We start from the raw sequence: 25,310 nt of genomic DNA on the forward strand, positions 1-25,310 counted from the left end.
GGGCCATGACCGCCGGGTGGCATCCGTACACCTACTCATTAACCTCGGATGCGTGCTCTTGGTACTGGGATCAGCCAACGCGGACCTCGTCGTCGAAGTCTCCCGTCGCCCCGGCGCGGGCGAGACCGTGCTCGGCGGCGACACCGCCGTCATTCCGGGCGGGAAGGGAGCCAACACCGCGGTCGCCGCCGCCCGGCTCGGCGCTTCGGTGTCGTTGCTCGGCGCGCTCGGCGACGACGGGTACGGGTCGCTGCTGCGGTCATCGCTGCACGACTCGGGCGTCGACACGACGCTGGTCGCCACCTCGTCGCGGCCGACCGGGATCGCCTACATCACGGTGACCCCGGACGGCGAGAACTCGATCGTGGTGTCCCCCGGCGCGAACTCGGCCGTCACACCGTCCGATGTGGACGCGGTCGACTGGTCCCAAGTGCGCGTTCTCGTTTGTTCGCTGGAAGTGCCGCTGGAGACCGTCGCGCACGGCGTGCGAGCCGCGGCCGAGGCGGGCGTGCGGCCGGTGCTGAACCTGTCACCGGTGGCGCAGCTGCCCGAGGAGACGCTGGCCGCGCTGGACCCGTTGATCGTGAACGAACACGAGGCCGCTCAGCTGGCGCCGTCGTTCGACAAGCTGCTGGACCTCGGCCCCAAGTCCGTCGTGGTGACGCTCGGCGCGCGGGGTGCCGCGGTCGTGACGCCGTCGGGTGTGACCGAGGTGCCCGCGCCGTCCGTCGAGGTCGTCGACACGACCGGAGCCGGTGACGCGTTCGCCGGAGCGCTGTCGGCCCGGCTCGCCGCGGGCGACGACCTCACCGCGGCGGCCGCGTACGCCGCGAAGGTCGCGGCCCTCTCCGTCACGAAGGCGGGCGCGCAGCCGTCGTACCCGAGCGCTAGCGAAGTGGCGGGATGATCGGCAGCGGCGCGCCGGACCCGGTGAAGTCGAAGATCGCGAAGTCCTCCTGGCCGCCCAGCCGGGCCTCGAGCCGGCGCAGTTTGCCGTCGGCGTCGACCCAGTAGCGCAGCCGCGAGTCCTTCCCGTTCTGTCCCGGTCCTTCCAGCACGTCGACTTCGACGTCTTCGTACCGGTCGGTGCGCAGCCAGCGGGCCGAGCTCTGCAGCAACAGCTGGGCGTTGTCCGGCCGGTCCGCGCCGAGGTTGACCAGCAGCCGCAGCGCGCCGTCCAGCTCGGAGCCCTTCTCCTGCAGGTCGCGGACCTGCCAGCCGTTCTGCGGCAACGGTTCCACGGGCTTGGTCGCATCCGTCATCGCGTACGCCAGGCGCTTGAGGTTCCACTGCAGCAGCCCGCGGGAGAACTCGTCGGACCGGCCCTCGGTCTGCATCCCGGCGTACCCGAGGTGGTTGACGAAGTCGACCCGGCCGTCGAGCAGGAGCTTGCCGCCCGCCGACGGCACCGCCGCGGTGAACCCGGTGACGCCGGTCGAGTAGTTGGAGAACCGGACGAGCGCGAGCCGTTCCGCCTCACCGGTGGTCAGTGCCCGCGGACTCGGAGCACAGGCGGCGAGAACGAGCGCGAGGACCAGGAGCCGCTTCACAGCTGCACCGCCGCTCGGTCTGCCAGCAGGTCCGCGGAGGGCACAGAGTACGAGTCGACGTGCGGGTCCCTGGCCGGGGCCGCCTCCGGTGGCATGTCCGGCTGCGGCGGTGGTGCCGCGACCTGGTTGAACGGGATGCCGCGCGGTGCCGCGGCCTTGGGCAGCACGACACCGGGACCGCTGTAGCAGCGGCCGTCGTCGAAGCAGTTGCCCGAACCGGGCGCTCGTGCGGATGCCGCGTAGACGATGTCCGTGCCGTTGTTGGTGATCACGTTGCCGGTGAACCGGTTCTCCAGTGGCGCCAGGTCCTCCGCGCTGCCCAGCGCGAGACCCATGCCGGGGTTCATCGTGATCAGGTTGCGCGCCAGCAGGTTCTTCGTGCCGCCCGCGACGCCGACGCCGAGTCCGAACGCGCCGTCCGCCTGTGCGGGCGTCAACGCCTGCGCGTTCGCCGCGACCAGGTTGCCGACGAACGTGGCGTCGGCCTGCGGGACGAACGCCTCCTGGTAGTCCGAGTTGGACGTCATGCCGACCCGGTTGCCGACGAACCGGTTGCCCAGCACGAACATCTGGCCGGACGCGTTCGTGCCCTCGTACCCGACGGCGTTGCGCTCGGCGACGTTCTGCCGCACCACGATGTCGCACGGCTTGCACTGACCGACGTAGAACCCGGAGTCCGCGCTGCCCGACGCGTAGCTCTGCTCGATCACGCCATGCTGCGCGTCGAACGCGTAGATGCCATAGAGCGCGTTGTTGCTGGCCGTCACGTACGCGACGCGGAACCCCTGCAGCGGCGGGAACTTCTCCGGGTTGAGCTTCTGGTAGCCGGCGCTGCCGCGGCCCATGCCGCCACCTTCGGTGAGTCCGGTGACGAGCACGCCGTTGAGCGTGTGGTTGCGCACGGTCAGGTTCTCGACCGTCACGTTCGGCGCGGTGACCACGATGCCGTTGGCACGCTTGACCTCCCCGTCGATGATCACCTCGTTGCGGGAGGTGCCGCGCAGCACCACGCCAGGTGTCTTGATCTGCACCGACTCCTGGTAGACGCCGGGCGAGACCAGCACGGTCGCGCCGTCGGCCGCCCGGTCGACGGCTTCCTGGATCGTCCCGGCGTCCTGCGGAACACGAACCGTCGGGCCGATTCGATCCGCGCCCGCGAAGGCACAACCGGCGGTAAGCACAACGACGAAAACAGCGGTCAACGCACGCACAGCCGGTGACCGTACTGCGCCGAACGGCCCAGTCCCGCATGCCGTCACCCGCCCGAGTGACTGTCAGACTGGGCCGGTGAGCCCACTCTCGCGCCGCCGTCTGCTGTACGGCGCTGCGGCGCTCGGACTACTCGGCGGCTGTGGATCGCCTGCCCGGCAGGCGGGGGTCGCCACGCCGCAGCAGCTCCACTGCGACGTCTCCGTGTGGGACGCCGCGGAGATCCCGAAGGTGCCGGTCAGCGAGGCGGTGACGGTCACCGTCGGGCACGGGATCGACGGGCTGCCCGAGTTCCCCGGTGATCGCGTTTCCGGGCTCTGTCGTGGAGGCTCGTTGTTCTTGCAGATCTGTTCCGACGATCCGGACGCCGTGCGCGACGCGGCAGTTCGACTGTCGCCTCCTTCGGGCCTGCGGTGGCGGGAGCAGGGGTTTCGCCGCGCCGACAATCGCAACACCCTCGGGTTCGTCGACGGCATCGTGGTGCCGAAGACGCCGGAGGAGCTCGACCAGGAGGTGTGGCTGCCGGACGGGTCGACGATCGCGGTCGTGCGGCGGATCGAGCTGGACGTCGCAGCGTTCACCGCGTTGCCCGTCGGTGAGCAGGAACGGATCTTCGGCAGGCACCGCGACACGGCCGACCCGCTGTCCGGTCCCGGCGAGGTCGACCTGATGGCGAAGACGCCGGACGGCGAGTACGTGATCCCGGCCGACGCGCACGTCCGCCGGGCGAACCCGCTGATGTCCGGGTCGGGCCTCATGCTGCGCCGCTCGTACAACTACGCGGGCGGTCTGCTCTTCATCTCGTTCCAGCGCGAGCTGAAGACGTTTGTGAACACGATGTTTCGGATGATCGACGGCGACGCGCTCCTGCGCTACGCCACGACGACGAGTTCGGCGGCGTTCCGCATTCCGCCGGTTTCTTAGTCACACTGGACGTCCCCTGTCATCTGTCGAAGGGTATGGTCTAGACCATGTCGAGCGCGCGGCTGAACGGTGTCGGTGTCAGTTCTGGCCGGGCCTCCGGCCCTGTCGTCCGGGTGGCGGAGTCGCTGCCGGAGCCACCGCTGGGCCCGCGCCCGACGGATCCCAAGTCCGAGGCCGCCCGAATCCGGCCGGCGACCGAGGTCGTCGCCCAACGCCTGACCGATCGTGCGAAGCACGCGTCCGGTGACGCGAAGGCCGTTCTCGAGACGACCGCCGCGATGGCCAACGACCCGTCGTTGATCAAGCAGGCCGAGAAGCTCGTCATCGACGACGGCCTGACCGCGGCACGCGCCGTCTACCAGGCGGCCGGCAAGTTCGTGACCGCGCTGCAGGCCGCGGGCGGCTACATGGCCGAACGCGCCCGCGACGTGCAGGACGTGCGCGACCGCGTGGTCGCCGAGCTGCTCGGCATCGCCCCGCCCGGCATCCCGGACCTCGCCTCGCCGAGCGTCCTGGTCGCCCGCGACCTGGCCCCGGCCGACACCGCCGGCCTCGACCCGTCGAAGGTGCTGGCGCTGGTCACCGAGGAGGGCGGCCCGACGTCGCACACCGCGATCCTCGCCCGCTCACTCGGCATCCCGGCCGTCGTCGCGTGCCGCGGCGTGCTCGAGCTGCTTGTGGAGGGGCTCGACGTCGATGGCGACACGGGCGTCGTGCGTGCGTCCGACGGCACGGTCCGCGCCGCCGCGACCGGCAAGAAGGCCGTGTGGAACGGCGTCGGCATCCTGAAGGACGGCCACCGGGTCAAGGTGCTCGGCAACGTCGGCTCCCCCGCGGACGCTGCCGCGGCGGCCGCGGCGGGTGCCGAGGGCGTCGGCCTGTTCCGCACCGAGTTCTGCTTCCTGGACGCCGCCGAGGAACCGTCGGTCGCCGCGCAGACCGAGGCCTACGCGGCCGTGCTGGCGCCGTTCGCCGGCAAACCGGTAGTCGTCCGCACCCTCGACGCGGGCGCCGACAAGCCGCTGGCGTTCCTCAACCCCGACCCCGAGCCCAACCCGGCGCTGGGCGTGCGCGGCCTGCGAGTCGCGTTCGACCGTCCCGAAGTGCTCGACCGCCAGCTCACCGCCATCGCCGCCGCGGCGGCGCAGACCGGTGCCGACGTGTCCGTGATGGCCCCGATGGTCGCCCTGGCCTCCGAGGCGGCGTGGTTCGTCTCGCGCGCCCGTGCCGCGGGCATCCAGCGCGCCGGCGTGATGGTCGAGGTGCCTTCGGCCGCTCTGGCCGCGCGGGAGATCCTGCAGGTCGTGGACTTCGTGTCGATCGGCACGAACGACCTGGCGCAGTACGTCTTCGCGGCCGACCGCCAGCTCGGCGGAGTCGCGGCGTTGAACGACCCGTGGCAGCCGCCGTTGCTTCGTTTGATCGCACTGGTCGGCGAGGCGGGCACGGCGCTGGGCAAGCCGGTCGGCGTGTGCGGTGAGGCGGCGGCCGACCCGCTGCTCGCGTGCGTGCTGATCGGGCTCGGCATCACGAGCCTGTCGATGAACCACACCGCGCTGGCCGATGTCGGCGCCAGGCTGGCGACGTCGAGCCTGGACATCTGCCAGCTGGCGGCACGTGGCGCGCTCGCGGCCCCGGACCCCGGCACGGCCAAGCTAGCGGCCCGCGCTCCGCACTAGCCGAAAAACGCAGCCCCCCGATCCACGGTCTCACGCGACCCCGACAAGATCGCCGACCCGGCTCGGGGAACCCCCAAATTCAATTCTCCCAGGCCGCACCGACAAGATCGCGAACCCGCTCGGGGCTGTCATGGGCACCTGGCAGGATTGATTCGGGGGCTGCTCAAAACGTGTCAGGCGCCGCCGCCCGCACGAGCTCGTCCCGCACCAGCTTGATCAAAGGGCGCTCCTCGCTACCCCGGCGGACAGCGGCGAACACCCGGCGCAGCGGCACGTTGCCCCGCACCGGTGTGCCGGGCAACGCGTTGCGCGGCACCAACGCCACCCCGGCACCCGCGGCGACCAGCGCGCCGATGGCCCGGAAGTCGTCCGAAGTGTGGGTGATCCGCGGCGCGAAGCCCGCCTCCGAGCAGGCCAGCTCGACCACGTCACGCACCGGGTTGCCGGGCAGCGTCGCCACCCAGTCCTCTTCGGACAACTCCCGGAGCGACACGTCCGCACCGGCCAGCCGATGCCCCGGCGGCAGCACGACGTCGAACGGCTCGGAGTAGAGCGGGAACCGCGTCAGCCGCCGGTCGGGTCCCACCGACCGGTACTCCTCGGTGATCGCGAGATCGATCTCCCCGTCGAGCAGCAACGGCAACGAAGCGTGCCCCTCGGCGTCGCGCACGACCACTGAAACGGATGGCGCCGACGAACGCAGAGCCAGGATCATCGGCGCGACGACCAGGGTGATCGCCGAAGCGAAGCTGGCGATCTCCACGCGTCCGGAGGCGCCGGACGAGAACGAGTCGAGGGTGGCCTGGGCCCGTTCCAGCTCGGCGGCCACGGCGTTCGCGTGCTCCACCAGGAGCTCCCCGGCGGCGGTCAGCGACACGCGCCGGCCGCGCCGGCGGAGCAGGGCGTGCCCCGCCTCGGACTCCAGGGCGGCCAGCTGTTGCGACACCGCCGACGGCGTCAGGTGCAGGGCGTGCGCCGCCGCGGTCACCGTGCCGTGGTCGGCGAGCGCGCTGAGCACCCGCAGCCGTCGTGGGTCGATCACCTGCTCATGATGACCGGGGAATCGAGCGGTCCGTTGACCGGCACACCGGCAGGCAGCTGCGGCGTCTTGTTGGTCATCTCGAGCGCCGTGTACTTCTCCGACCGCACGACCGTCCCGGCGGGCAGGCCGGCCTGCGGCTCCAACAGCACGCGGCGCAGCTCGACCGCGGCCAGCGTGCGCGGATCGATCACCAGCTGCTGCTCGGTCACCTTGAACTGCTCGAACGGACCGGCCCCGAAGCCGAGCGTCGACGCGTCGACCTGGCGGACGCCGGGCAGGGTCTTCAGCAACGCGATGGCCGCGGCACGGGTCTCGCGGCGCACCGGCAGTGCGGGCAGCCGCGACACGCGGTCCAGGAGGCCGCGCTGCATGACCGACTCGTCGGACTTCTCGTCCCGCAGGATCTGCTCCATCGCCTCGCGCAGCGCGGCCGGTTCACCGGGCAACGCGCGCAGCTGGTCGTAGTCCAGCGTGCGGCCACCGATCAGCTCGACCCCGTGGCTGTACCACCCGCTCACGGCCGGCTTCAGCGGACCGACCCGCAGCGAGAACCCCGAGGTGTCGACCATCGGCACCGTCTCGGGTTTCCCGGCCTGCTGCCACTTGGTGACGTCGTCCGGTGTCCACGGACGTACTTGTCCGTTGAGCTGCTTGATCTCGGCGCCTCGCGCCTCGGGGCTGACGTCGACCCACCGCTCGCTGTCGGACTCGACGACCATCACGTACGGGGCGTCGGCGGAACCGACCGGGACGAGCTTCAGCTCGTGCTGCGCGGCGTGCCAGTACCGGTCGGTGGCGGCCACCTCGACGTTGCTCGACGGCAGGACGACCAGCGTCCCAATGAGCAGCGCGACGGCGAACGACGCGGCCAGGATCGGCGCCGACCAGCGGCGGAACGACGCGGCGCCCATCCAGCTGCGCGGCGGTTCGGGACGCGGCATGGACGTGATGCGGGTGAGGTCCAGCTCCATGCGCACGGGGTCGACCTCGGGCGCGGGCGGTTTCGCCTTCGCCAGCTCCTTCATCAGGTCCACGTCTTCTCCTTCGCAGCCACCCGCGGTCGGGACTGAGAGAAGGCACGCTTCAGCCGCCCGCGGGCGCGGTGCAGCCGGACGAAGAACGTCGCCGTGGAACAGTCGAGCACCTGTGCGGCCTCGGCCGAGGACAGCCCGTGCCACGCGACGAGCGTGAGCACCTCGCGGTCGCTTTCGGACAGTCCGTTCAGCGCGTCGAGCAGCTCGACGACCCCGGTGGAGTCGGGCTCGGCAACCTCGGGCAGTTCCTGCCACACCACCTCCCGGTGCGACTGGCGCACCAGGTTGCGGGCGATGCCGAGCAACCACGGCAGCGCGTTCGCCGGCATGTCGCCGAGCTTGCGCCACGCGATCGTGAAGGTCTCGCTGGTGACGTCCTCCGCGGGCGCGCGACCCACGCGGCTCGCCGCGTAGGCGAGCACGCGCGGGTAGCACTCCAGGTAGACGGCCTGGAACCGCTCGCGGTCGGTCGACACCCCCAGATCCCCTTCTCTCACCGGGTAGTGCGGTAAGAGTAGAAGTTCTTACAGCCCTGAGACGCGGGTCACATGCGTTCGCGCGCGGCGACGAAGGCGTCCACGGCGCGGTTCACGTCGTCCAGCGAGTGGGCGGCTGACATCTGCGTGCGGATCCGTGCCTTGCCGTGCGGCACCACCGGGTAGGAGAAGCCGATCACGTAGATGCCCTGCTCCAGCAGCAGGTCCGCCATCCGCGACGCCTCGGCCGCGTCACCGATCATCACCGGGATGATCGGGTGCTCGCCGGGCAGCAGGTCGAAGCCCTCCTCGGTCATCCGCTTCCGGAACAGTTCGGTGTTCGCGCGCAGCTGGTCCAAAAGAGACGTGGAGGAGCTCAGCAGGTCCAGCGCGGCGATCGAGGCGGCCGTGATGGACGGCGCCAGCGAGTTCGAGAACAGGTACGGCCGCGACCGCTGCCGCAGCATCTCGATGATCTCCGCGCGGCCGGACGTGTAGCCGCCGGACGCACCGCCGAGCGCCTTGCCCAGCGTGCCGGTCACGATGTCCACCCGGTCCTGCACGCCGAACAGCTCGGGCGTGCCGCGGCCGGTCGGGCCGGTGAACCCGACGGCGTGCGAGTCGTCGACCATCACCAGCGCGTCGTACTGCTCGGCCAGCGCGCAGATCTCGTCCAACGGCGCGAGGTAGCCGTCCATCGAGAACACGCCGTCGGTCGCGATCAGGCGGTACCGGGCGTCGGACGCGTCCTTGAGCTGGCGCTCCAGGTCGGCCATGTCGCGGTTCTTGTAGCGGTACCGGCGCGCCTTGCACAGCCGCACGCCATCGATGATCGAGGCGTGGTTCAGCTCGTCGGAGATGACCGCGTCCTCGGCGCCGAGCAGCGTCTCGAACAGGCCGCCGTTGGCGTCGAAGCACGAGCTGTAGAGGATCGTGTCGTCGGTGCCGAGGAACTGGGCGATCTTCGCCTCCAGCTCCTTGTGCGGTTCCTGCGTGCCGCAGATGAACCGCACCGACGCCATCCCGAAGCCCCACTTGTCGAGCGCGCCCTTGGCCGCCTCGATCAGCTTCGGGTGGTCGGCCAGGCCGAGGTAGTTGTTGGCGCAGAAGTTGAGCACCTCGTCGCCCGAACCGACCCGCACCGCGGCGTTCTGCGGGGTGCCGATCACGCGCTCGGCCTTGTACAGGCCCGCCGCGCGGATTTCGTCCAGTCCCTTGCGCAGGTCGTCGCGCATCGCCCCGTACATCAGGCTCCCGTCCAGTCGAGGATGACCTTGCCGCACTTGCCTTCGCGCGCGGTGGCGAACGCCTCCGCGTGCTGCGTGTAGTCGTACCGGTGGGTGATCACCGGCGAGAGGTCGAGTCCGCGCTGCAGCAGCACGGTCATCGAGTACCAGGTCTCGAACATCTCCCGGCCGTAGATCCCCTTGATGTGCAGCATCTTCAGCACGACGCTGCTCCAGTCGACGGGGAACTCCTCGGCGGGCAGGCCGAGCATCGCGATCCGGCCGCCGTGTGCCATGTTCGCGACCATCTCGCGCAGCGCGACCGGCTTGCCGGACATCTCCATGCCGACGTCGAAGCCCTCGGCCATGCCGAGCTCGGCCTGCGCGTCCGCGATCGTCTTGTCGCCGACGTTCACCGCGAGGTCGACGCCGACCTTGCGGGCCAGCTCCAGGCGGTGCTCGCTGATGTCGGTGATCACGACGTTGCGCGCACCGGCGTGTTTCGCGACGGCCGCGGCCATGATGCCGATCGGACCGGCTCCGGTGATGATCACGTCCTCGCCGATCACCGGGAAGCTGAGCGCGGTGTGCACCGCGTTGCCGAACGGGTCGAAGATCGCGGCCACGTCCAGGTCGACCGGCGCGCGATGCACCCAGGTGTTCAGCTCGGGCAGCACGACGTACTGCGCGAACGCGCCGTTGCTGTGCACGCCGAGGCCGCGCGTGTTCGCGCACAGGTGCCTGCGGCCGGCCTTGCAGTTGCGGCAGTGCCCGCAGACCAGGTGGCCCTCGCCGCTGACCAGGTCACCGACCTTCACGTCGGCGACGGACGCGCCGATCTCGACGACCTCGCCCACGAACTCGTGCCCCAGCACGAGCGGCGGCTTGATGTTCGCCGCCGCCCAGTCGTCCCACGAGTCGATGTGCAGGTCGGTACCGCAGATCCCGGTGCGCAGGACGCGCACGACCACGTCGGTGGGGCCCGGCTTGGGGTCGGGGACGTCGGTGAGTTCGAGTCCCGGCCCGGCCGCGAGCTTGACCAGTGCCTTCATGCCCCGAAGTGTCGTCCCGCACCCTTGTGCAGTCCATCGGGACTTTCTGAAGGTGCTTGTTAGTTCACCTGAAAAGATGGCGCTTGCGCTTGACCAGCACCGACCCGGCGCGCACGGACCCCGTCAGCACGAAGTGCGGCGTGCCGTGGCCGTCGCCGACCTTGTCCTTCACGTCGCCCGCGGCCACCTCGACGGCGTCGTGGTTGCACGTCGCGCCCTCGGGGACGAGGAGCTTCACCGAACCCGCGGTGACGTTCAGCTCGATGTTCACCACCGGCGGCACGTCGGCCTCGGTGAAGTCGAGGTCGGTGGACCCCATCCGGTTGTTGATGACGAGCTCGGCCGGCACGGACCAGCGGCCCTTGCGCGTGGTCGTCGACATCGTGTTCTTCAGCTCGACGCGGCCCGCGGCGGGCATGATCTCGGTGTTGACCATGCCGGGCAGGTCGATGAGCACCGAGTTCAGGTCGGCGCGGGTGACTGCGGCCAGTGCGGTGTCCGTCCGCGCGGTGAACTCGTCGAGGGTGATCATCCCCCGGCCGACCGCCTTGTTCAGCAGGCTGACGACGTGCTCACGCTCCGCGTCGGACACGCGTAAGTCTCTGGGTTCGGTCATCGTTCTGCCTCCGGTTCGCTGTCGAGACCGTGTTCTATTGCATAACGTGCGAGCTCCACCCGGTTGTGCAGTTGAAGTTTGCGCAAAGTCGATTGAACGTGGTTTTCGACCGTCCGGTGCGAGATGACCAGGCGGTTCGCGATCTGCCGCGCGGTGAGTCCCTTGGCGACGAGCCGCAGCACCTCGGTCTCCCGCTCGGTGAGCTGCGGCTTGTCCTCGGCGTCGTCCGGGGCCGCGGCCATTCGTCGGTACTCGCCGAGCACCAGGCCGGCGAGCCCCGCGGTGAACACAGCGTCGCCCGCGGCCGTCCGGTTCACGGCTTCGACGAGCTCCTCGGCGGAAGCCGACTTCACCAGGTAACCGGACGCGCCCGCCTTCACGGCCTGCAGCACGTCGTCGTGCTCGCCGCTCGCGGATAGCACGAGCACCCTGGTCTCCGGCAGCTCGCCGGTGATCATCAACGTCGCGTCGACACCCGACAGTTCGCCGAGGTTGAGGTCCATGAGCACCACGTTCGGCCGCACGGCCTTCGCGATCCGGACCGCGGACGCCGCGTCGCCGGCCGTCGCGACGACCTCGAAACCGCGTTCGGTCAGGTCCCTCGCGACGCCCTCGCGCCACATCGGGTGGTCGTCGACGACCATCACCGAAACCGTCACGTGAGCGCCCCTTTCCTGAACACCCGAACCTCCCACTCCGTGCCCTCGCCGGGCCCGGTCTGGAGCTCGAGCGTGCCGCCGAGCGAGGCCACCCGGCCCCTGATCGACTGCGCGATGCCCATCCGTCCCTCCGCCTCGGCGTCGGCGATCCGGCCGTCCGGAATTCCAGGTCCATCGTCCCGGACACTCAGCACGACCTCGTCGCCGAGGTCCTCCAACAGCACCCACGCGCGGGCTTCAGAGCCTGCGTGCTTGTCCACATTGGACAACGCCTCGCGCACGAGCGACGTCAGCTCGGTCGCGACACCGGACTTCATCATCACCTGTGTGGCCGGTGTGGACACCTGGACCTTGGGCGTGGCCAGCAACTGCAGACCCGGTCGCAGATCCACCTCGCCGTCCACAGTGGACTCGGTCGGTGCCGCCGCGACCAGCGCGCGCAACGCGACCTCCTGCTCACCGGCCATCTGGGCCAGCTCGGCGGCCTCGCCACCGACCTCGAGCCCACGCTTGCGAACGCGCGCGAGCACCTGCAGCACGCTGTCGTGAATCGACCGGGCGAGCCGCTCGCGTTCGGCGGTGGCGGCCTCGGTGCGCAACGCCTGCGCCAGCCGAACCGCGGACAGCCGCGCGGTAGTGGCGGCCATGCCCACGACGAGGCCGGCGCCGGCGAGCAGCGTGATGTCGCGCATCAGGTCGACGCTCATCTGCCCCTTGGAGAGATATGTCGACAAGCCGACCACGAGACCGCCGGTGAACCCCCACCGCTTACCGCCGACAACGCCCGCGGCGACGGCGGCCACGCTGGCCCAGATCGTCGTGATCAGCGGCGTGTTCCACTCGAGCAGCTGCTTGTCGCTCAGGATCAGCGGCGACAACGACATCAACCCGCAGGTCAGGAGCAGGTCGACTATCACGATCCAGTGCTTGCGACCCTTGTCCGTGCTGTAGAGGCGACTCGTCACAGCGGACCACACCGCCATCGCGCCCAGCACGGTCCACGCCAGCCACGCACGTTCGTACTCGTCCTGCTGGACGATCACCGCGCCGGCGGCGAAGAGGAATGTGACTATGCGTAGCGCCACCACCCCGCGCCACAGGGGCGCGACGGGGTCGTCGATCACCTTGGTCCCCGGAACGGCAGGCTCAGCAGGCACTGTGTGCTCCTTTCGGACACCATCCTGCCGCGTGAACGTGTGCTGACTAACCCCCAGGTGGCCGTCTTCTGCCGAACGGCCGAATGTGCGACGCTTGCGCGGTCCGGTGAGCGCTCCCGTTTCCGGGGGAGGGCAGAGAGTGCGCGACTGGCCATTGTGGACGTTGCGCACGCCCGCGCTGTGCTACTGGCTCGTCATCGACGCACTCGCACTGGCCGTCATCAGCTACGTCATCGCGGCCTCCGCGACCCCCACGCCCAGCGAGGTGGGCCGGTTCGCCGCCATCGCGGGCACCGCCGGTGCCGTGATCATCGGCAGCTCGATCTACAGCCACCGCCTGCGTGAAACCGAGCGCAACCCGTGGGCCGCGCACCTCTGCTACCTGACCGCGGGCATCTGCGCGCTACCGCCGAACCTGCTGGTCCTGCTGCTGTTCGGCCCGGCCCTGCACTGCGTCCTGGCGCAACGCCCGGAGACCTACCGCTGGATCTTCACGCTGTCGGCGACCGCGCTAGCGATCTTCGGCACCCGCTACCTCATCGGCTGGGCACACCCGATGATGGAAATCGGGATCATGCTCTGTGGTGCCGTGGTCGTCCTCGTGATCCGCGCGGGCCTGATCGCACTCGGCCTGAAGCTCCGCCGCCCCTCCGCGACGTTCGAGGAGAACGTCGGCGAGCCGATCGACGCCGTACTCGGCATCGTCGCCGTGAGCCTCGGTGGCCTGATGGGCTGCGTGGTGATGAACAACCCCGTGCACGCCCTGATCGCGGCCCCGTCGATGGCCCTGCTCGAACGCGCCGCGCAGCTCCCCCAGTGGCGCCGCTCAGCCCAGCGCGACGCGAAGACCGGCCTCGCCAACGCCGTGCACTGGGACAGCCGCGCCCGCTACGAACTCGCCAAGGGCCGCTCGCGCACCCGTCCCATGGCCGTGATGCTGCTGGACCTCGACCACTTCAAACGGGTCAACGACGAGGTCGGCCACCTCGCCGGCGACGCCGCGCTCGGCGCCATCGCTCTGCTGCTCAGCGCCACCGTGCGCCGGGGCGACCTGGTCGGGCGCTTCGGCGGCGAGGAGTTCGTCGTCCTGCTCCCCGAGGCCGAACCCGACGAGGCCGAGGGCGTCGCGGAACGCGTCCGGCAGGCCGTTGCGGCCCTGTGCGTCCCGACGATGGCCACTGACGGCCGCCCGCACGAGCTGAGTGGGCTGACCGTCAGCATCGGGGTCGCCACGACCGAGCGGTTCGGGTATGAGCTGCCCGATCTGCTGGTGGCGGCCGACGCCGCGCTGCTGGCGGCGAAGGGGTTCGGCCGCAACCTGGTCGAGATGGCCTGACCCGGCTGCCACCTGGTCAAGATGGCCTGCCCCCTCGGCTGCCACGTGGTCGAAACCGCGTTCCCCGCGGTCGCACGAGCAACCGCGCCGCCTGCGGTCACACCAGCAACCGCGCCGCCTGTCCCCTGGGCCTCCGGCTAGCACCTCCGCTGCCGGATTCGCCCGCACCTCGCAGCTGCCGCGCCGCCTGCGATCGCTCGTCCCGCTCCGGCTGCCGGATCCGCTCCTGCCACCCGGCTGCCACATCGCCCGCGGCCGCTCGTCCCGCTCCGGCTGCCGCATCCGCCCTGCCACCCGACTGCCACATCGCATGTGGTCGCTCGTGTGCCCGCGCGCTTCCTTATGCGCTCAAAGCGTACCGCCGCGGTCTGACAATTTTCCGGCTCCGCCCCTGGTCGCCGATTTATCGGTGTTCGACTTTTTCAAGTTCCCACGACCGAGGGTAGAGACGAGGTCTGACACTCCTAAGACTCCCCGAGCTCCTCCACCCGCTCACTCGTATCGTCCGAAGGCGCGGTATCCGCGGGTTTCAGCACGTCGATCTGCCGAGGATCGACGTTGGCATCGGACTCCGACACCAGCGACCGGATCCCGGAGTTCAGCACCGCCAGCAGCGGCACCGCCAGCAGCGCCCCCGCGATCCCACCCACGACCAACCCGGCGGCGATCGCCAGCACGACGGCCAGCGGGTGCAGCTTCACCGCACGGCCGAGCAGCAGCGGCTGCAGCACGTGCGACTCGAGCTGCATCACGCCGATCAGCACGGCGAGCACGATCAGTGCGGCCAGCGGCCCCTTGGCGACCAGGGCGATCAACACGGCCACCGCACCGGTCACCACGGCACCGATGATCGGGATGAACGCGCCGAGGAACACCAGGGTGGACAGCGGCACGACCAGCGGCACGCCGATGATCGCCAGACCGATGCCGACACCGACGGCGTCGACCACGGCGACCGCGGCCGTCGCGCGCACATAGGAAACGAGTGACGCGAAGCCGCGACGGCCGGCGACGTCGGCGCGGTCCCGGACGTCACCAGGAACCGCCCGCATCATGAAGCGCCAGATGCCGTCGCCGTCGTGCAGGAAGAAGATCAGCGTGAACAGGGCGAGCAGGAAACCGGTGAGCGCCTCGCCGATGGTCGCGAACGTGGTCAGCGCGCCGGACGTGATCGCGGACTGGTTCTCCTTGATGGTCTTCACGACGTTGTCGAGGTAGCTCTGCAGCTGTACGTCGCTGAGCTGCAGCGGGCCGTCGTGCAGCCACTTCTGGATCTGGTCCAGCGAGGCCGCCACCTGCGTCTGCAGTTCCGGCAGACCACGGGTGAACTCGGTGATGACGAACGTCAGCACGCCGCCGACGATCCCCAGCCCGCCGATCAGCACGATCGTGGTCGCGACACCGCGCGGCACGCGCCAGTCGGTCAGCTGTTGCACCGCCGGGGACAGCAGTGCCGCGAGCAGCAACGCGATCGCGACCGGGATCACGATCGTCGCCAGGTACCCGAGCACGTACGCCACCACGTACAACGCCGCGATGACGACCACAAAACGCCAGCTCAACGCGGCACTGACGCGCAGCAGCCGCGGAACCCTGTTGCTGATGTCCGAATCCGTCGCGCTCACGCGATCACCGTAACCGTTGAACCACTGGCCAACGTGGTTGTCGGGATGATCGGATTAAGGAGCCATGGGGGGAGGGACCGTGATCAAGCCCGACGAGTTCACCGAACTCGAACGACACGTCGCCGCCGCGTTCGCCGGTGGACGCGAGCTGGACCTCGACGGCGGGACGATTCGCGGCGAGATCCTCACCGGGTTGCTGACCGGTCTCTACCGCCTGCCGCGCGGTGGACTGCCCGCGGTGAAGCTGCGCAACGCCCGCATCTCCGGGCCGTTCTCCGTCGAAGGCGCGCGCGTCGCTTACGTGCTCGACCTCTACCACTGCGTCTTCCAGCAGACGCCGGACTTCCGGATGGCGACCCTGGTCGGCCTGCGCCTGCGCGGTTGCCGCCTGCCCGGACTCTCCGGGCGCAACATGCGGGTCACCAGCGACCTCGTCCTCGAGGCCGGGTTCACCAGCGACGGCACGGTCGACCTCACCGACGCCTCCGTCGAGGGCACGCTGCGACTTGCCGGCGCCGTATTAAGAGGTAACGCCGCGCACGCGCTGCTGGGCGCACGGCTGCGCGTGTCCGGGTCGGTCCAGGCGATCGCCATGCGGGCCTACGGCGAGGTGCGGCTGCGCGGCTCGAACGTCGGCGGCAGCGTGCACCTCGGCGGCGCGCGCCTGATGAACCCCGGCGCGGACGCGCTGGAGGCGTCCGGGATCGTCGTGGCGGGGAACCTCTTCTGCAACGCCGAAGGGGGTCGGTTCACCACCGACGGCCGGCTCCTGCTCGACGGCGCCCGGATCGGCGGCAACCTCGAGTTCACCGGTGCCCGGCTGCACTCCAACCAGGGCGTCAACGACCGCGTGCTCGTCATTCCGCACGGCCTGGCCGACGAGGCCGCGACACTCGTCGCCGACCGCGTCCGGGTCGAGGGCAACCTGGAGCTCGACAACGGCTTCACCAGCACCGGCACGGTCCGCCTGCCCAACGCCGTGGTCGGCGGCTACCTGCGCCTGTCCGGCGCCGAGATCGGGCCGAAGGAGATCGCCGAGGAGGTCGACGGCGACGTCACCAACCGCATCCCGGTGGCGTTGCACGCCGACGGGCTGCAGGTTCGCGGCGACGTCGAGGCCCGCGGCACGCCCAACGGCGACGGCAAACGTTCGCGGCCCCTGCACACCTACGGCCAGGTCCGGTTGTCCAACGCGCACATCCGCGGCAGCGCCAGCATGTCCGGGGTTGTGCTGCACGGGCCGGGCATCGACGTGCTGTTCGCCGACCGCATCCAGGTCGGCGGCACGCTGTTCCTGCGCGGGATCCAGGTCAAGGGATCGATCCGGCTGCAGAACGCGAACATCGGCTCCACCCTGGACTGTTCGGGCGCCCAGCTGACCATGCCGCGCCTGCGTCCGAACGGCACGCTCAAACCGTCGCTGGACGCGCGCGTCACCACGATCGGCAAGGACCTCCTGTGCAGCCGCGGCTTCCGCGCGGTCGGCGGAGTCCGGATCCGATTGGGCGAGGTCGGCAAGATGGCCACGTTCAGCGACTCGAAGCTCGGCGGGCCGGACACCGAGATCGCTCTCAACATGTACGGCCTCACCGTCCACCAGCTCCGCCTGCACATGGCGGACGAGAACACGCCACAGGGCCGGGTCATCCTCGGCCGGCTCAAAGCCACGTCCGTCACCGACGGGCCGGGTCTGTGGGCCGCGACCGGTGGAGTCGAGGTCAACGACTTCACGTTCCAGGGCATCAACGCCGAGCCCGAGGTGCCGGTGAGCACCCGGCTCGAGTGGCTGCTGAAGATCCAGCCCGACTTCGCGCCGGGACCGTACGAGCAGCTCGCCGCCATGTACCGCGACGGCGGCGAGGAGGAGCTCGCCCAGCAGGTCCAGCTGGAGAAGCAGCGCCGGCGCTACTCGGAGCTCGGCCGCGCCGGCCGGGTGTGGGGCTTCCTGCAGCGCTGGACCGTGGGGTACGGCTACCGGCCGTGGCTCGCGATCCTCTGGCTGGGCATCTTCTGGCTCGGCGGATCGCTGTGGTTCCTCACGCACCCGATGACGCGGCTGAACACCGACCAGCTGCCGGTGTGGAACCCGTGGCTGGTCTCGCTGGACCTGCTCATCCCGATCATCGACTTCGGGCAGGACGGCCGATGGCAGTTCACCGGAGCGTCCCAGTGGATCTCCGCGCTGCTCGTGGCAATCGGATGGATCCTCGCCTCCACCGCGGCGGCCGGTGCTGCGCGCGTGCTCAAGCGGGCCTGATTACGAAACGTAAGATCGACTTACACGCTGTGTTCGTCACACGATGTAGTTAACCGGGTGCTTTTAGCGTGCATCCAGGGAGGCGTGACTGGCAGGCTCACGCCATCGACTTGATCACTTTGATCGTCGATCCCCCCTGAAAGTCGTTGAGAGGCACCAAAAGTTGTCTGCTGAGAGCATGCGAGCGAAGACGGGAGTGGCCGGCATCCGCCGGTTCGCCACCCGTGCTCTCGTCGCTCTCGGTGGCGCGATGGCCGGCACGGCCATCGCCTGGGCCCTCAGCACCTCCTCGGCCAGTGCCCAGGAGGCTCCGCAGATCGACTTCGTGACCAAGGTCGTCTCCATCGACGGCGCGGTCCCGACGATCGACCCCGCGAAGAAGTTCGTCGACGGTGTCGACGAGACCCTGCGCGCCGAGCAGCAGAAGGCTCGCGCCGCTCTCCCGGCGGGCGAGGTCCGCGACGTGGTCGGCAAGGTCGCCGACATCGTCCAGCCCCGCCTCATCGCGGTCGTCCCGACCGAGCAGCTGCTCGGTGCACAGACGACCAAGGTGCCCACGCCGAACACCACGACCACCGACAAGGCTTCGGCCGAGCCGGTCGTCGTGGCACCGCAGTCCGCCGGTCTCTCCGGCGCCCAGTGGACGAAACTGCTCGAGTCGCACCACGCAGTGGTGAGCGACGAACAGCACCCGTCCCTTCCCGCCGACCCGTCTCCGAAGCTCCCCGCTCCCGCACCGGGTCCGGTGCAGTGCGGTTGCTCCTCGGGCGGTTCGGGTTCTGCAGGCGGCAGCAACTCCGCTGCTCAGGCTGCGCTCGGCAACGCGTACGACACCGCTGTGGCACGTGCTCTCATGCTGTCCACCGACGTCGTCACCGTGATGCCCGGCAAGCAGCCCGGTATCACCCCCGACTGATTTCAGCGCGCGGTCCGCGGCAGCTCTTCGACGCTGCCCGGTAATCGACCGACGCGCTTTTTCTCATGCGCTCCTTCCGGTCGAGACGCCGCGCTTCTTCCCCCGGTGACGCACATCTGCGTCCGACCCACCCCCTAAAGCCCCCTTGACTACAAGGGAAATTGGAAGGAGACCCAATGCACACCTGGGCAAAGCGCGGAATCCAGACCGCGTTTGTCACTGGTGGTTTGCTGATGCTCGGTACGGGCATCGCTTCTGCCCAGGAGAACGTCAACCCCGACGCCCCGCCGTCGCCGGTTGACGCGGGCGTCAGCGTTCCGATCAAGGTCGACCAGAACAACCTGGGCACCCCGGTCAAGAACGTCGACGTTCCCAAGATCGAACGGACCATCAGCACGGACCGCGTCACCAGCGCGGTGCCGACCCGGACGGCCGCGCCGGCCGCCAACCCGCTGGTCCGCAACGCGAGTGAGCGCCTGCAGCACAGCGCCGTGAGCGGCGTGTTCCGTGGCAACACGATCCAGGCTCACTGGGACATCCCGATCAACATCTGCGGCAACGCGATCGCGGTCTTCGGTGACGCCTACGCCGCTGGTGACTGCTCGCAGAGCTCGCACCGCGAGACGCCGATCGTCACCGACGGCTCCGGCCAGGCGCTGGCGGGCAACATCGTCGCCGTCGACTGGGTGTCGCCGTTCCAGATCACCGGCAACGCCATCGCCGCGGCCGGCAACGCCGAGACCGACACCCACGCGACGCAGGACTCCTACACCGGTGGTGACCGGGAGACCTCGGGCGAGCAGGGCGCGATCTCCGGCAACATCCTCGCCGGTCAGTGGGCCACGCCGTTCCAGATCACCGGCAACGGTGTGGGCGGCGCCGGCATCGCGAACGCCAAGTCGGACGCCGACACCACGGCCGTCTCCGACGGCTCGCTGAAGACGTCCGGTGACAAGAGCACGCTCAGCGGCAACGTCGGCGGTGTGCCGCTGGCCCCGCTGTTCGAGGTCAACGGCAACTCCGTCGCCGGCGCCGGCAACGCGAGCACCGACTCGCGTCAGGCCGGCAAGGCCGTCGCGGGTGGCACGCACACCGGCATCAACGACATCGCCACCTGGGTCGAGACCACCGGCGACCCCGCCACCGGCGCGGGCAACGTGGTCCAGCCGCAGCTCGCGGGCCCGATCTCGGTGGACGACAACGCCGGTGCGGTCGGCGGTAACTCGGACGCCTCGTCCGACACCATGAACGACGCCACCGCCGGTGGCTTCACCAGCACCACTGGTGAGGGCTCCACGGCGTCCGGCAACATCGCCGACGCGCCGATCGCGCTCCCCGTCTCGGGTGCGGGCGACTCGGCCGCGGTCATCGGCAACGCCACGACCGACCACACGAACGACTCGACCACCGAAGCGGGTTCGGGCACCTACACCAACGGTGACAACTCGGTCCTCTCGGCCAACACCGCCTCGGTGCCGCCGGCCACGTCCGTCGACGTGTGCGGCGACAGCGCTGCGGGTGGCGGTCAGGCGACCGGCACCTGCACCAACGACGTCGAGTCCACGGCCGGTGGCTACAACGGCACGACCGGCAACGAGAGCGTCGGCTCGGGCAACATCGGCACGGTTCCGGTTGCTGTTCCGGTCGAGACCTACGGCGTCACCGCCGCGGGTGCGGGCTCCGGCACGGCCACCGCGACCGAGGAGAAGGACGTCCGCTCCAGCGGCACGCCCAACACCGAGGACGACAAGGGCACGGTCTCGAGCAACATCGCGACCGCCCCGACCGCGGCCGCGCCGCAGGTCATCGGCAACACCGCCGGTCTGGTGGCCAACACCACGACCGACACCACGCAGGACACCTCGGTCACCGCGGGCGGCAACCCGCACGCGACCGGCAAGAAGAGCTCGCTGTCGGGCAACATCGCCCAGGTCCCGACCTCCACGCCTGCTCAGGTGTTCGGCACCGGTGCCACCGGTGTCGGCAACAACGACGTGGCGGCGGACAACTCCACCGACATGAAGGCCGGCGGCGACGCCTCCTCCACGGGTGAGAAGGGCTCGCTCACCGGCAACATCGTCTCGGTCCCGGCGGGCACCGGCACGCAGGTGCAGGGTCAGTCGGTCGGTGCGGGCGGCAACGTCGACTCCGACTCGTCCAACGACCTCAACTCCGTCGCGGGTGGCAGCTCCGCCACCAACGGTGACGAGGGTTCGGTCGCAGGCAACGTGATCAGCGCGGACACCGCGGACTTCGCCCACACGCCGGGCAACTCGGTGTCGGGCGCGGGCATCACCGGCTCCGACGCGACCAGCGCCACGAACGTGGTCGCCGGTGGCGACGAGCAGACCTCGGGCCAGGACGCCTCGGTGTCCGGCAACCTGATCGGTGTCCCGAACAACACCTACCCCGGTGTGTTCGGTGACGCGGTCGCCTCGCTCGGCTCGGCGGAGACCAACACCGACAGCGTGAACTACACGCAGGCCGGTGGCGCCACCGAGACCGACGGCTCCGGTCCGCTCACGGGTCGCGAGATCCAGGCTCCGGTCGAGGCCGCGGCCAAGGTCAAGGACGTTCCGGCCGAGGTCGTCGGCCAGGCGGTCGCCAACACCACCGAGGACAGCACGCAGGTCACCGGTGACGAGGGCGAGGGCGTTCGCGCCGACAAGAACCTCAAGGGCATCGAGCTCCCCAAGGGTGTCGACCACCTGATGGGCGCCACCGAGATGCCGAGCTTCTCGGGCCTGGACAAGCTGCCGGTCAACCAGACGCCGGACCCCGAGAAGCTCGCGGGCCTCGCGGGCGAGCTGCCCACCCAGGGTGTGCCCGCTCTGCCCCAGGAGCGTTCCTCGATTCCGGTGGGTGGCAGTGCCGCCAACCTGAACCCGAACGTGCAGGGTGTGCCGCTGCAGGAGGTGCTCGGCCTGGCCGGCACCCTGGTCCCCGGTGCGCAGCAGCGGTCGCTCCCGACCGTGCCCTCGCTGCCGTTCACGGCTCCGGCCCTGCCGATGACGCTCCCCGCGGTGCCGCTGGCCACCCAGCGTTCCGCGACGGACCTGCCCGCTCTCCCGCTGGAGGCTCCGACCTCGCTCAGCGGCGTGAGCCTGAACCCGGCTTCCAGCCTGGCGCAGGAGGAGCGCACGCTCCCCGCGGGTCCGGCCCTGAACGTGGTCGACACCAAGACGGTCTTCGCGCCGGTCTCGGGTCTGCTGTAAGGACCACTTTCCTCCGGTAAGAAGCTGAGCCCTGGCGACACGACGGTGTCGCCGGGGCTCAGTGCTGTTCCGGCCTGTGTCTATTCAGGGAAGTGCAGCATGTCCTCTGTGGACGTATCCCCGTCGCTGGTCACCCAGTGAATGTGCGCATTCGGCGCCAAGTCCCTGACCAGCTCCGCGATCGGTTCGCCGTCGCCGAAGTCGTGTTCGGCGATCACCGCGAGCAGAGTTTCCCGGTACCGGGCCACCGTGAAGTCCGGCCGCAACCCGCTTCTCAGGTTCGAGGCCACCTCGATCAGCGCGTCGTCGACCTCGACCAGGACGAGCGACACCAGGGTCCCTCTGGTCTTCGCCCTGATCAACGCCTGCTCGAGGCGGTCGAGGAGCAACGCGTGGCCGGGCAGACCGGTCAGCGGATCGTGCAGCACACGGCTATACCTAGCTGACCAGCCGGTCAAAGACCAGCATGACTCGCGTGGTCACCTTGTTAGGTACGTTCTCACCCTCGTCCGACCGTTCGATGGGGGTGCTTCCGTGCGGCCGATTCTTCTTGCGCTACTAGCCGCAGTGCTCACCGGCTGCGGCACGCCCGCCGCGGCCCCGCAGGCATCCTCGGCTCCGCCGACCACGTCGAAGTCGGTGTGGAAGGGCACGAGTGTCAAGGAGCCGCCGCCGGTCACCGAGACTCCGCTCAAGCTGGGCGCCTACGCCAAGGACCCCTGTGAGGTCATCAAGAAGGACTGGCTCGAGGACTTCGGCCTGTCGAGGCTGGGCACGTCCAAGAACGACAACGGCAAGGTGCGGTGCTGGTGGGACCCGCTCGACAAGGAACGCGGAACCGCCATCGAGGTTGTGTTCCTGCACAACCGCAGCGGCCTCTTCCCCCTGTACCAACGTCCAGTAGACGACTTCAAGTACTTCCGGCCGGGCACGATCTCCGGCTACCCCTCGGTGGAGGCGACCGGTAAAACCGTGGCCGACAACGTCTGTGCGACCCACGTCGTCACCGCCGAGTTCGAGGGCTTCACCGTCTACGCGACCGTGCTCGACCCGAAGGCGGACGAGTACAGCAATCCCTGCACGGCGTCCAACGAGGCCGCGGCGGCCGTCATCGAACGGCTGAAGGCGCCGCGCTGACCATCAGCCCTGCGCGAGGTCCGCGAACCGGCTGTAGTGCAGCTGGTGCGCGACGGTGATCGTCGCCGTGGGGCCCGCACGGTGCTTCGCCAGGATCAGGTCGGCCTCGCCCGCGCGCGGGTCGTCGCGTTCCCACGCGTCCGGGCGGTTGATCAGGATGACCATGTCGGCGTCCTGCTCGAGGGAGCCGGACTCACGCAGGTCGGACAGCTGCGGCCGCTTGTCCGTACGCTGCTCGGGACCACGGTTCAGCTGCGAGATCGCGATGACCGGGACCTCGAGCTCCTTGGCGATCAGCTTGAGGTTTCGGGAGAACTCCGAGACCTCCTGCTGACGGGACTCGGACTTCTTGCCCGACGACATCAGCTGGAGGTAGTCGACGACCATCAGCTTGAGGTCGTGCCGCTGCTTCAGGCGCCGGGCCTTGGCGCGGATCTCCATCATCGTCAGGTTGGGCGAGTCGTCGACGAAGAGCGGGGCCTCGGAGATCTCCGACATGCGCCGCGCCAGGCGCGTCCAGTCGTCGTCGCTCATCTTGCCGCCGCGCATGTCGCCGAGGCGGATGCGGGCCTCGGCGGAGAGCATGCGCATGACGATCTCGGTGCGGCTCATTTCCAGCGAGAAGATGGCGCTGGTCATGCCGTGCTTCACCGAGCACGACCGCGCGAAGTCGAGGCCCAGCGTCGAGTTGTGCGTCGGGATCATCGACGGGCCGGCCAGGTACATGTGGTCGTGGTTGTCGACCTCGACGCACCGCACGGGCACTGACGCGATCGGGCGGATCGACACCATCTCCACGCGGTCGGCGCCCAGAGTCCCGGCGAGCGCTGCGATGTCCTCGCGGAGCCGTGCGAACCGGACGTCGACCGGAAGGTGGGCCAGCAGTTCACGGCGCTGCGACAACGAAGCGCGCAGGTAGGCAAGGGGGATGTGCGGCTCGTCCGCCACTCCCAGCTTCTTCGCCGCGCGCAGTTCGTCGTCGGTCAGTTCCGCGTCGCCCAGGCCGGAGAGGAACAGGCCCAGGGCGCGGGGTGACAGCGGCAGTTCGGACACCGACAGGTCCCACGGCGCCGACATGCGCACGTAGTGGCGGGCGGTGCTCTCGAAGAGCTGCCGGGTCGTGCGGATTCCCCAGAAGCCGCCGGTCTCGCTGCACGACTCGGTCAGCCACTGGTGTTCGGCGTCGGCGACGATCGTCGTGTCGTCGGAGAACTCGACCGCGAAGCACGGACGGCCGGTCATCACCTCGGTCGCCGCGACGACGGAGGTCGGACGGCCGTCGGCCCCGATCAGCTGGTCGCCGACCGCGACCTCACCCATGGTCGTCCAGCCGGACGGCGTGGGCAGCGGCGTGTCCAGCGCCAGGGCCTTACCGACACCGGGGCGTGCGGCGACGATGATCATCTGGCCGGGGTGCAGGCCGTTAGTCAGCTCGTCGAGGTCCGCGAAGCCCGTGGGGATGCCGAGCGACGAGCCGCCACGCGAGGCGATCGCGTCGATCTCGTCCATCGTCGGCTGCAGCAGGTCTTCCAGCGCCACGTAGTCCTCGGACGTGCGGCGGTCGGTGACCTCGTAGATCGCGGCCTGCGCGCGGTCGACTACCTCGTCGACGTCCGCGCCCTCGGCGCCGTTGTAGCCGAGCTGCACGATGCGCGTGCCCGCCTCGACCAGCCTGCGCAGCACCGCCTTCTCGGCGACGATCTCCGCGTAGTAGCCGGCGTTCGCGGCCGTCGGCACCGTCGCGATCAACGTGTGCAGGTACGGCGCGCCGCCGACGCGCAGCAGCTCGCCGCGCCGTTCCAGCTCCGCCGACACCGTGATCGGGTCTGCGGGCTCGCCGCGGCCGTACAGATCGAGGATGCAGTCGTAGATCGCCTGGTGCGCGGGGCGGTAGAAGTCGTTGGGCGCCAACGCCTCGATGACGTCCGCGATCGCGTCCTTGGACAGCAGCATGCCGCCGAGCACCGACTGTTCGGCGGCAAGATCCTGCGGCGGCTGGCGTTCGAAGCCGGGCTCCGCCATACCCCGGTCGTCTACCAGCGCCACCTTGAGATCACCCCATCGCATCGAGCCCGCACACCCCAGGTTTTACCCCGAGGGTCTGACAATTTCGGAGATTTCGGCCCCGCCACGCACAGCTATGGACCGCCCCTCGGGCAGCGACGCTAGAGCGACCCGACCGGAGCAAGCAAACGAGCCT

The 25,310-nt window shown here is 69.8% G+C and carries 21 protein-coding genes; 8 read left to right on the forward strand and 13 right to left on the reverse strand.

Annotated features, from left to right (window positions below; translation table 11 throughout):
* Window positions 1-52 precede the first annotated feature (52 nt).
* Window positions 53-907 carry a ribokinase gene (locus QSK35_RS25935; RefSeq protein WP_502881718.1) on the forward strand — a complete coding sequence of 285 codons (855 nt, stop codon included), beginning with the start codon at window positions 53-55 and terminating at the stop codon, window positions 905-907.
* On the opposite strand, the gene QSK35_RS25940 is transcribed toward QSK35_RS25935, so the two are convergent.
* Both QSK35_RS25940 and QSK35_RS25945 read right to left on the reverse strand, forming a co-directional pair.
* On the reverse strand, window positions 888-1,550 hold the full coding sequence (locus QSK35_RS25940; protein ID WP_285750106.1) for a hypothetical protein: 663 nt from the start codon (window positions 1,548-1,550) through the stop codon (window positions 888-890). The two genes, QSK35_RS25935 and QSK35_RS25940, sit on opposite strands and share 20 nt — an antisense overlap.
* Window positions 1,547-2,761 (reverse strand): right-handed parallel beta-helix repeat-containing protein, encoded by a 1,215-nt coding sequence (locus QSK35_RS25945; RefSeq protein WP_285750107.1) that lies wholly within the window; start codon window positions 2,759-2,761, stop codon window positions 1,547-1,549. The genes QSK35_RS25940 and QSK35_RS25945 overlap by 4 nt, the downstream gene beginning before the upstream one ends.
* A 76-nt stretch (window positions 2,762-2,837) precedes the next feature.
* Between QSK35_RS25945 and QSK35_RS25950 the strand changes: the two genes are divergently transcribed.
* Both QSK35_RS25950 and ptsP read left to right on the forward strand, forming a co-directional pair.
* Window positions 2,838-3,683 carry a Dyp-type peroxidase gene (locus QSK35_RS25950; protein ID WP_285750108.1) on the forward strand — a complete coding sequence of 282 codons (846 nt, stop codon included), beginning with the start codon at window positions 2,838-2,840 and terminating at the stop codon, window positions 3,681-3,683.
* 47 nt (window positions 3,684-3,730) lie between these two features.
* A complete protein-coding gene (ptsP, locus tag QSK35_RS25955) occupies window positions 3,731-5,362 on the forward strand; it encodes a phosphoenolpyruvate--protein phosphotransferase (RefSeq protein ID WP_285750109.1) in 1,632 nt (543 codons plus the stop codon).
* A 163-nt stretch (window positions 5,363-5,525) separates the two neighbouring features.
* Here the strand turns inward: ptsP and QSK35_RS25960 are convergent, their stop codons facing one another.
* The 8 genes from QSK35_RS25960 to macS all read right to left on the reverse strand — a co-directional run bounded on the left by QSK35_RS25960 (window position 5,526) and on the right by macS (window position 12,624).
* Window positions 5,526-6,404, reverse strand: coding sequence for a LysR family transcriptional regulator (locus QSK35_RS25960; RefSeq protein WP_285750110.1), 879 nt, complete (start codon window positions 6,402-6,404; stop codon window positions 5,526-5,528).
* A complete protein-coding gene (locus QSK35_RS25965) occupies window positions 6,401-7,438 on the reverse strand; it encodes a hypothetical protein (protein ID WP_285750111.1) in 1,038 nt (345 codons plus the stop codon). The genes QSK35_RS25960 and QSK35_RS25965 overlap by 4 nt, the downstream gene beginning before the upstream one ends.
* A complete protein-coding gene (locus tag QSK35_RS25970) occupies window positions 7,429-7,914 on the reverse strand; it encodes an RNA polymerase sigma factor (RefSeq protein WP_285750112.1) in 486 nt (161 codons plus the stop codon). The genes QSK35_RS25965 and QSK35_RS25970 overlap by 10 nt, the downstream gene beginning before the upstream one ends.
* A gap of 68 nt (window positions 7,915-7,982) precedes the next feature.
* The gene (locus QSK35_RS25975) at window positions 7,983-9,161 is read right to left on the reverse strand and encodes a glycine C-acetyltransferase (protein ID WP_285750113.1); all 1,179 of its coding nucleotides are present in this window, start codon (window positions 9,159-9,161) and stop codon (window positions 7,983-7,985) included.
* Window positions 9,161-10,192 carry an L-threonine 3-dehydrogenase gene (gene tdh, locus QSK35_RS25980; protein ID WP_285750114.1) on the reverse strand — a complete coding sequence of 344 codons (1,032 nt, stop codon included), beginning with the start codon at window positions 10,190-10,192 and terminating at the stop codon, window positions 9,161-9,163. Before tdh ends, QSK35_RS25975 begins: the two co-directional genes overlap by 1 nt.
* Before the next feature lie 64 nt (window positions 10,193-10,256).
* Complete coding sequence (locus QSK35_RS25985) at window positions 10,257-10,808, reverse strand: DUF1707 SHOCT-like domain-containing protein (RefSeq protein ID WP_285750115.1); 552 nt, start codon at window positions 10,806-10,808, stop codon at window positions 10,257-10,259.
* Complete coding sequence (locus QSK35_RS25990) at window positions 10,805-11,452, reverse strand: response regulator (RefSeq protein ID WP_285750354.1); 648 nt, start codon at window positions 11,450-11,452, stop codon at window positions 10,805-10,807. Before QSK35_RS25990 ends, QSK35_RS25985 begins: the two co-directional genes overlap by 4 nt.
* Window positions 11,453-11,463: 11 nt before the next feature.
* The gene (gene macS / locus QSK35_RS25995; RefSeq protein ID WP_285750116.1) at window positions 11,464-12,624 is read right to left on the reverse strand and encodes a MacS family sensor histidine kinase; all 1,161 of its coding nucleotides are present in this window, start codon (window positions 12,622-12,624) and stop codon (window positions 11,464-11,466) included.
* Window positions 12,625-12,763: 139 nt separating this feature from the next.
* On the opposite strand from macS, the gene QSK35_RS26000 reads away from it, so the two are divergent.
* The gene (locus tag QSK35_RS26000) at window positions 12,764-13,960 is read left to right on the forward strand and encodes a GGDEF domain-containing protein (RefSeq protein ID WP_285750117.1); all 1,197 of its coding nucleotides are present in this window, start codon (window positions 12,764-12,766) and stop codon (window positions 13,958-13,960) included.
* 464 nt (window positions 13,961-14,424) lie between these two features.
* On the opposite strand, the gene QSK35_RS26005 is transcribed toward QSK35_RS26000, so the two are convergent.
* The gene (locus tag QSK35_RS26005; protein ID WP_285750118.1) at window positions 14,425-15,585 is read right to left on the reverse strand and encodes an AI-2E family transporter; all 1,161 of its coding nucleotides are present in this window, start codon (window positions 15,583-15,585) and stop codon (window positions 14,425-14,427) included.
* Window positions 15,586-15,649: 64 nt separating this feature from the next.
* Here QSK35_RS26005 and QSK35_RS26010 point away from each other — a divergent pair, with 64 nt between their 5' ends.
* From QSK35_RS26010 to QSK35_RS26020, 3 genes are all read left to right on the forward strand, one after another.
* Window positions 15,650-17,842, forward strand: a complete 2,193-nt coding sequence (locus QSK35_RS26010) for a translocation/assembly module TamB domain-containing protein (RefSeq protein ID WP_285750119.1) — start codon at window positions 15,650-15,652, stop codon at window positions 17,840-17,842.
* A gap of 178 nt (window positions 17,843-18,020) precedes the next feature.
* Window positions 18,021-18,758 (forward strand): hypothetical protein, encoded by a 738-nt coding sequence (locus tag QSK35_RS26015; protein WP_285750120.1) that lies wholly within the window; start codon window positions 18,021-18,023, stop codon window positions 18,756-18,758.
* A gap of 176 nt (window positions 18,759-18,934) precedes the next feature.
* Window positions 18,935-21,973, forward strand: a complete 3,039-nt coding sequence (locus tag QSK35_RS26020) for a beta strand repeat-containing protein (RefSeq protein ID WP_285750121.1) — start codon at window positions 18,935-18,937, stop codon at window positions 21,971-21,973.
* A gap of 80 nt (window positions 21,974-22,053) precedes the next feature.
* Here the strand turns inward: QSK35_RS26020 and QSK35_RS26025 are convergent, their stop codons facing one another.
* On the reverse strand, window positions 22,054-22,401 hold the full coding sequence (locus QSK35_RS26025) for a diguanylate cyclase domain-containing protein (protein WP_285750123.1): 348 nt from the start codon (window positions 22,399-22,401) through the stop codon (window positions 22,054-22,056).
* Between the two features lie 106 nt (window positions 22,402-22,507).
* Between QSK35_RS26025 and QSK35_RS26030 the strand changes: the two genes are divergently transcribed.
* Window positions 22,508-23,110 carry a DUF3558 family protein gene (locus QSK35_RS26030; RefSeq protein ID WP_285750125.1) on the forward strand — a complete coding sequence of 201 codons (603 nt, stop codon included), beginning with the start codon at window positions 22,508-22,510 and terminating at the stop codon, window positions 23,108-23,110.
* A gap of 3 nt (window positions 23,111-23,113) precedes the next feature.
* On the opposite strand, the gene dnaB is transcribed toward QSK35_RS26030, so the two are convergent.
* Window positions 23,114-25,177, reverse strand: a complete 2,064-nt coding sequence (gene dnaB / locus QSK35_RS26035) for a replicative DNA helicase (RefSeq protein ID WP_285750126.1) — start codon at window positions 25,175-25,177, stop codon at window positions 23,114-23,116.
* Window positions 25,178-25,310 lie beyond the last annotated feature (133 nt).

Origin of the sequence: Lentzea sp. NBRC 105346, assembly GCF_030269605.1 — a bacterium.
Taxonomy (GTDB): Bacteria; Actinomycetota; Actinomycetes; order Mycobacteriales; family Pseudonocardiaceae; genus Lentzea.

What these genes read in the sequence shown, in the direction of transcription:
- QSK35_RS25975 (WP_285750113.1), bottom strand. Translation starts at nt 9,161, where the DNA reads ATGTACGGGGCGATGCGCGACGACCTGCGCAAGGGACTGGACGAAATC.
- dnaB (WP_285750126.1), bottom strand. Translation starts at nt 25,177, where the DNA reads ATGCGATGGGGTGATCTCAAGGTGGCGCTGGTAGACGACCGGGGTATG.
- QSK35_RS26015 (WP_285750120.1), top strand. Translation starts at nt 18,021, where the DNA reads ATGCGAGCGAAGACGGGAGTGGCCGGCATCCGCCGGTTCGCCACCCGT.
- ptsP (WP_285750109.1), top strand. Translation starts at nt 3,731, where the DNA reads ATGTCGAGCGCGCGGCTGAACGGTGTCGGTGTCAGTTCTGGCCGGGCC.
- QSK35_RS26010 (WP_285750119.1), top strand. Translation starts at nt 15,650, where the DNA reads ATGGGGGGAGGGACCGTGATCAAGCCCGACGAGTTCACCGAACTCGAA.
- tdh (WP_285750114.1), bottom strand. Translation starts at nt 10,192, where the DNA reads ATGAAGGCACTGGTCAAGCTCGCGGCCGGGCCGGGACTCGAACTCACC.
- QSK35_RS25990 (WP_285750354.1), bottom strand. Translation starts at nt 11,452, where the DNA reads ATGGTCGTCGACGACCACCCGATGTGGCGCGAGGGCGTCGCGAGGGAC.
- QSK35_RS26020 (WP_285750121.1), top strand. Translation starts at nt 18,935, where the DNA reads ATGCACACCTGGGCAAAGCGCGGAATCCAGACCGCGTTTGTCACTGGT.
- QSK35_RS25985 (WP_285750115.1), bottom strand. Translation starts at nt 10,808, where the DNA reads ATGACCGAACCCAGAGACTTACGCGTGTCCGACGCGGAGCGTGAGCAC.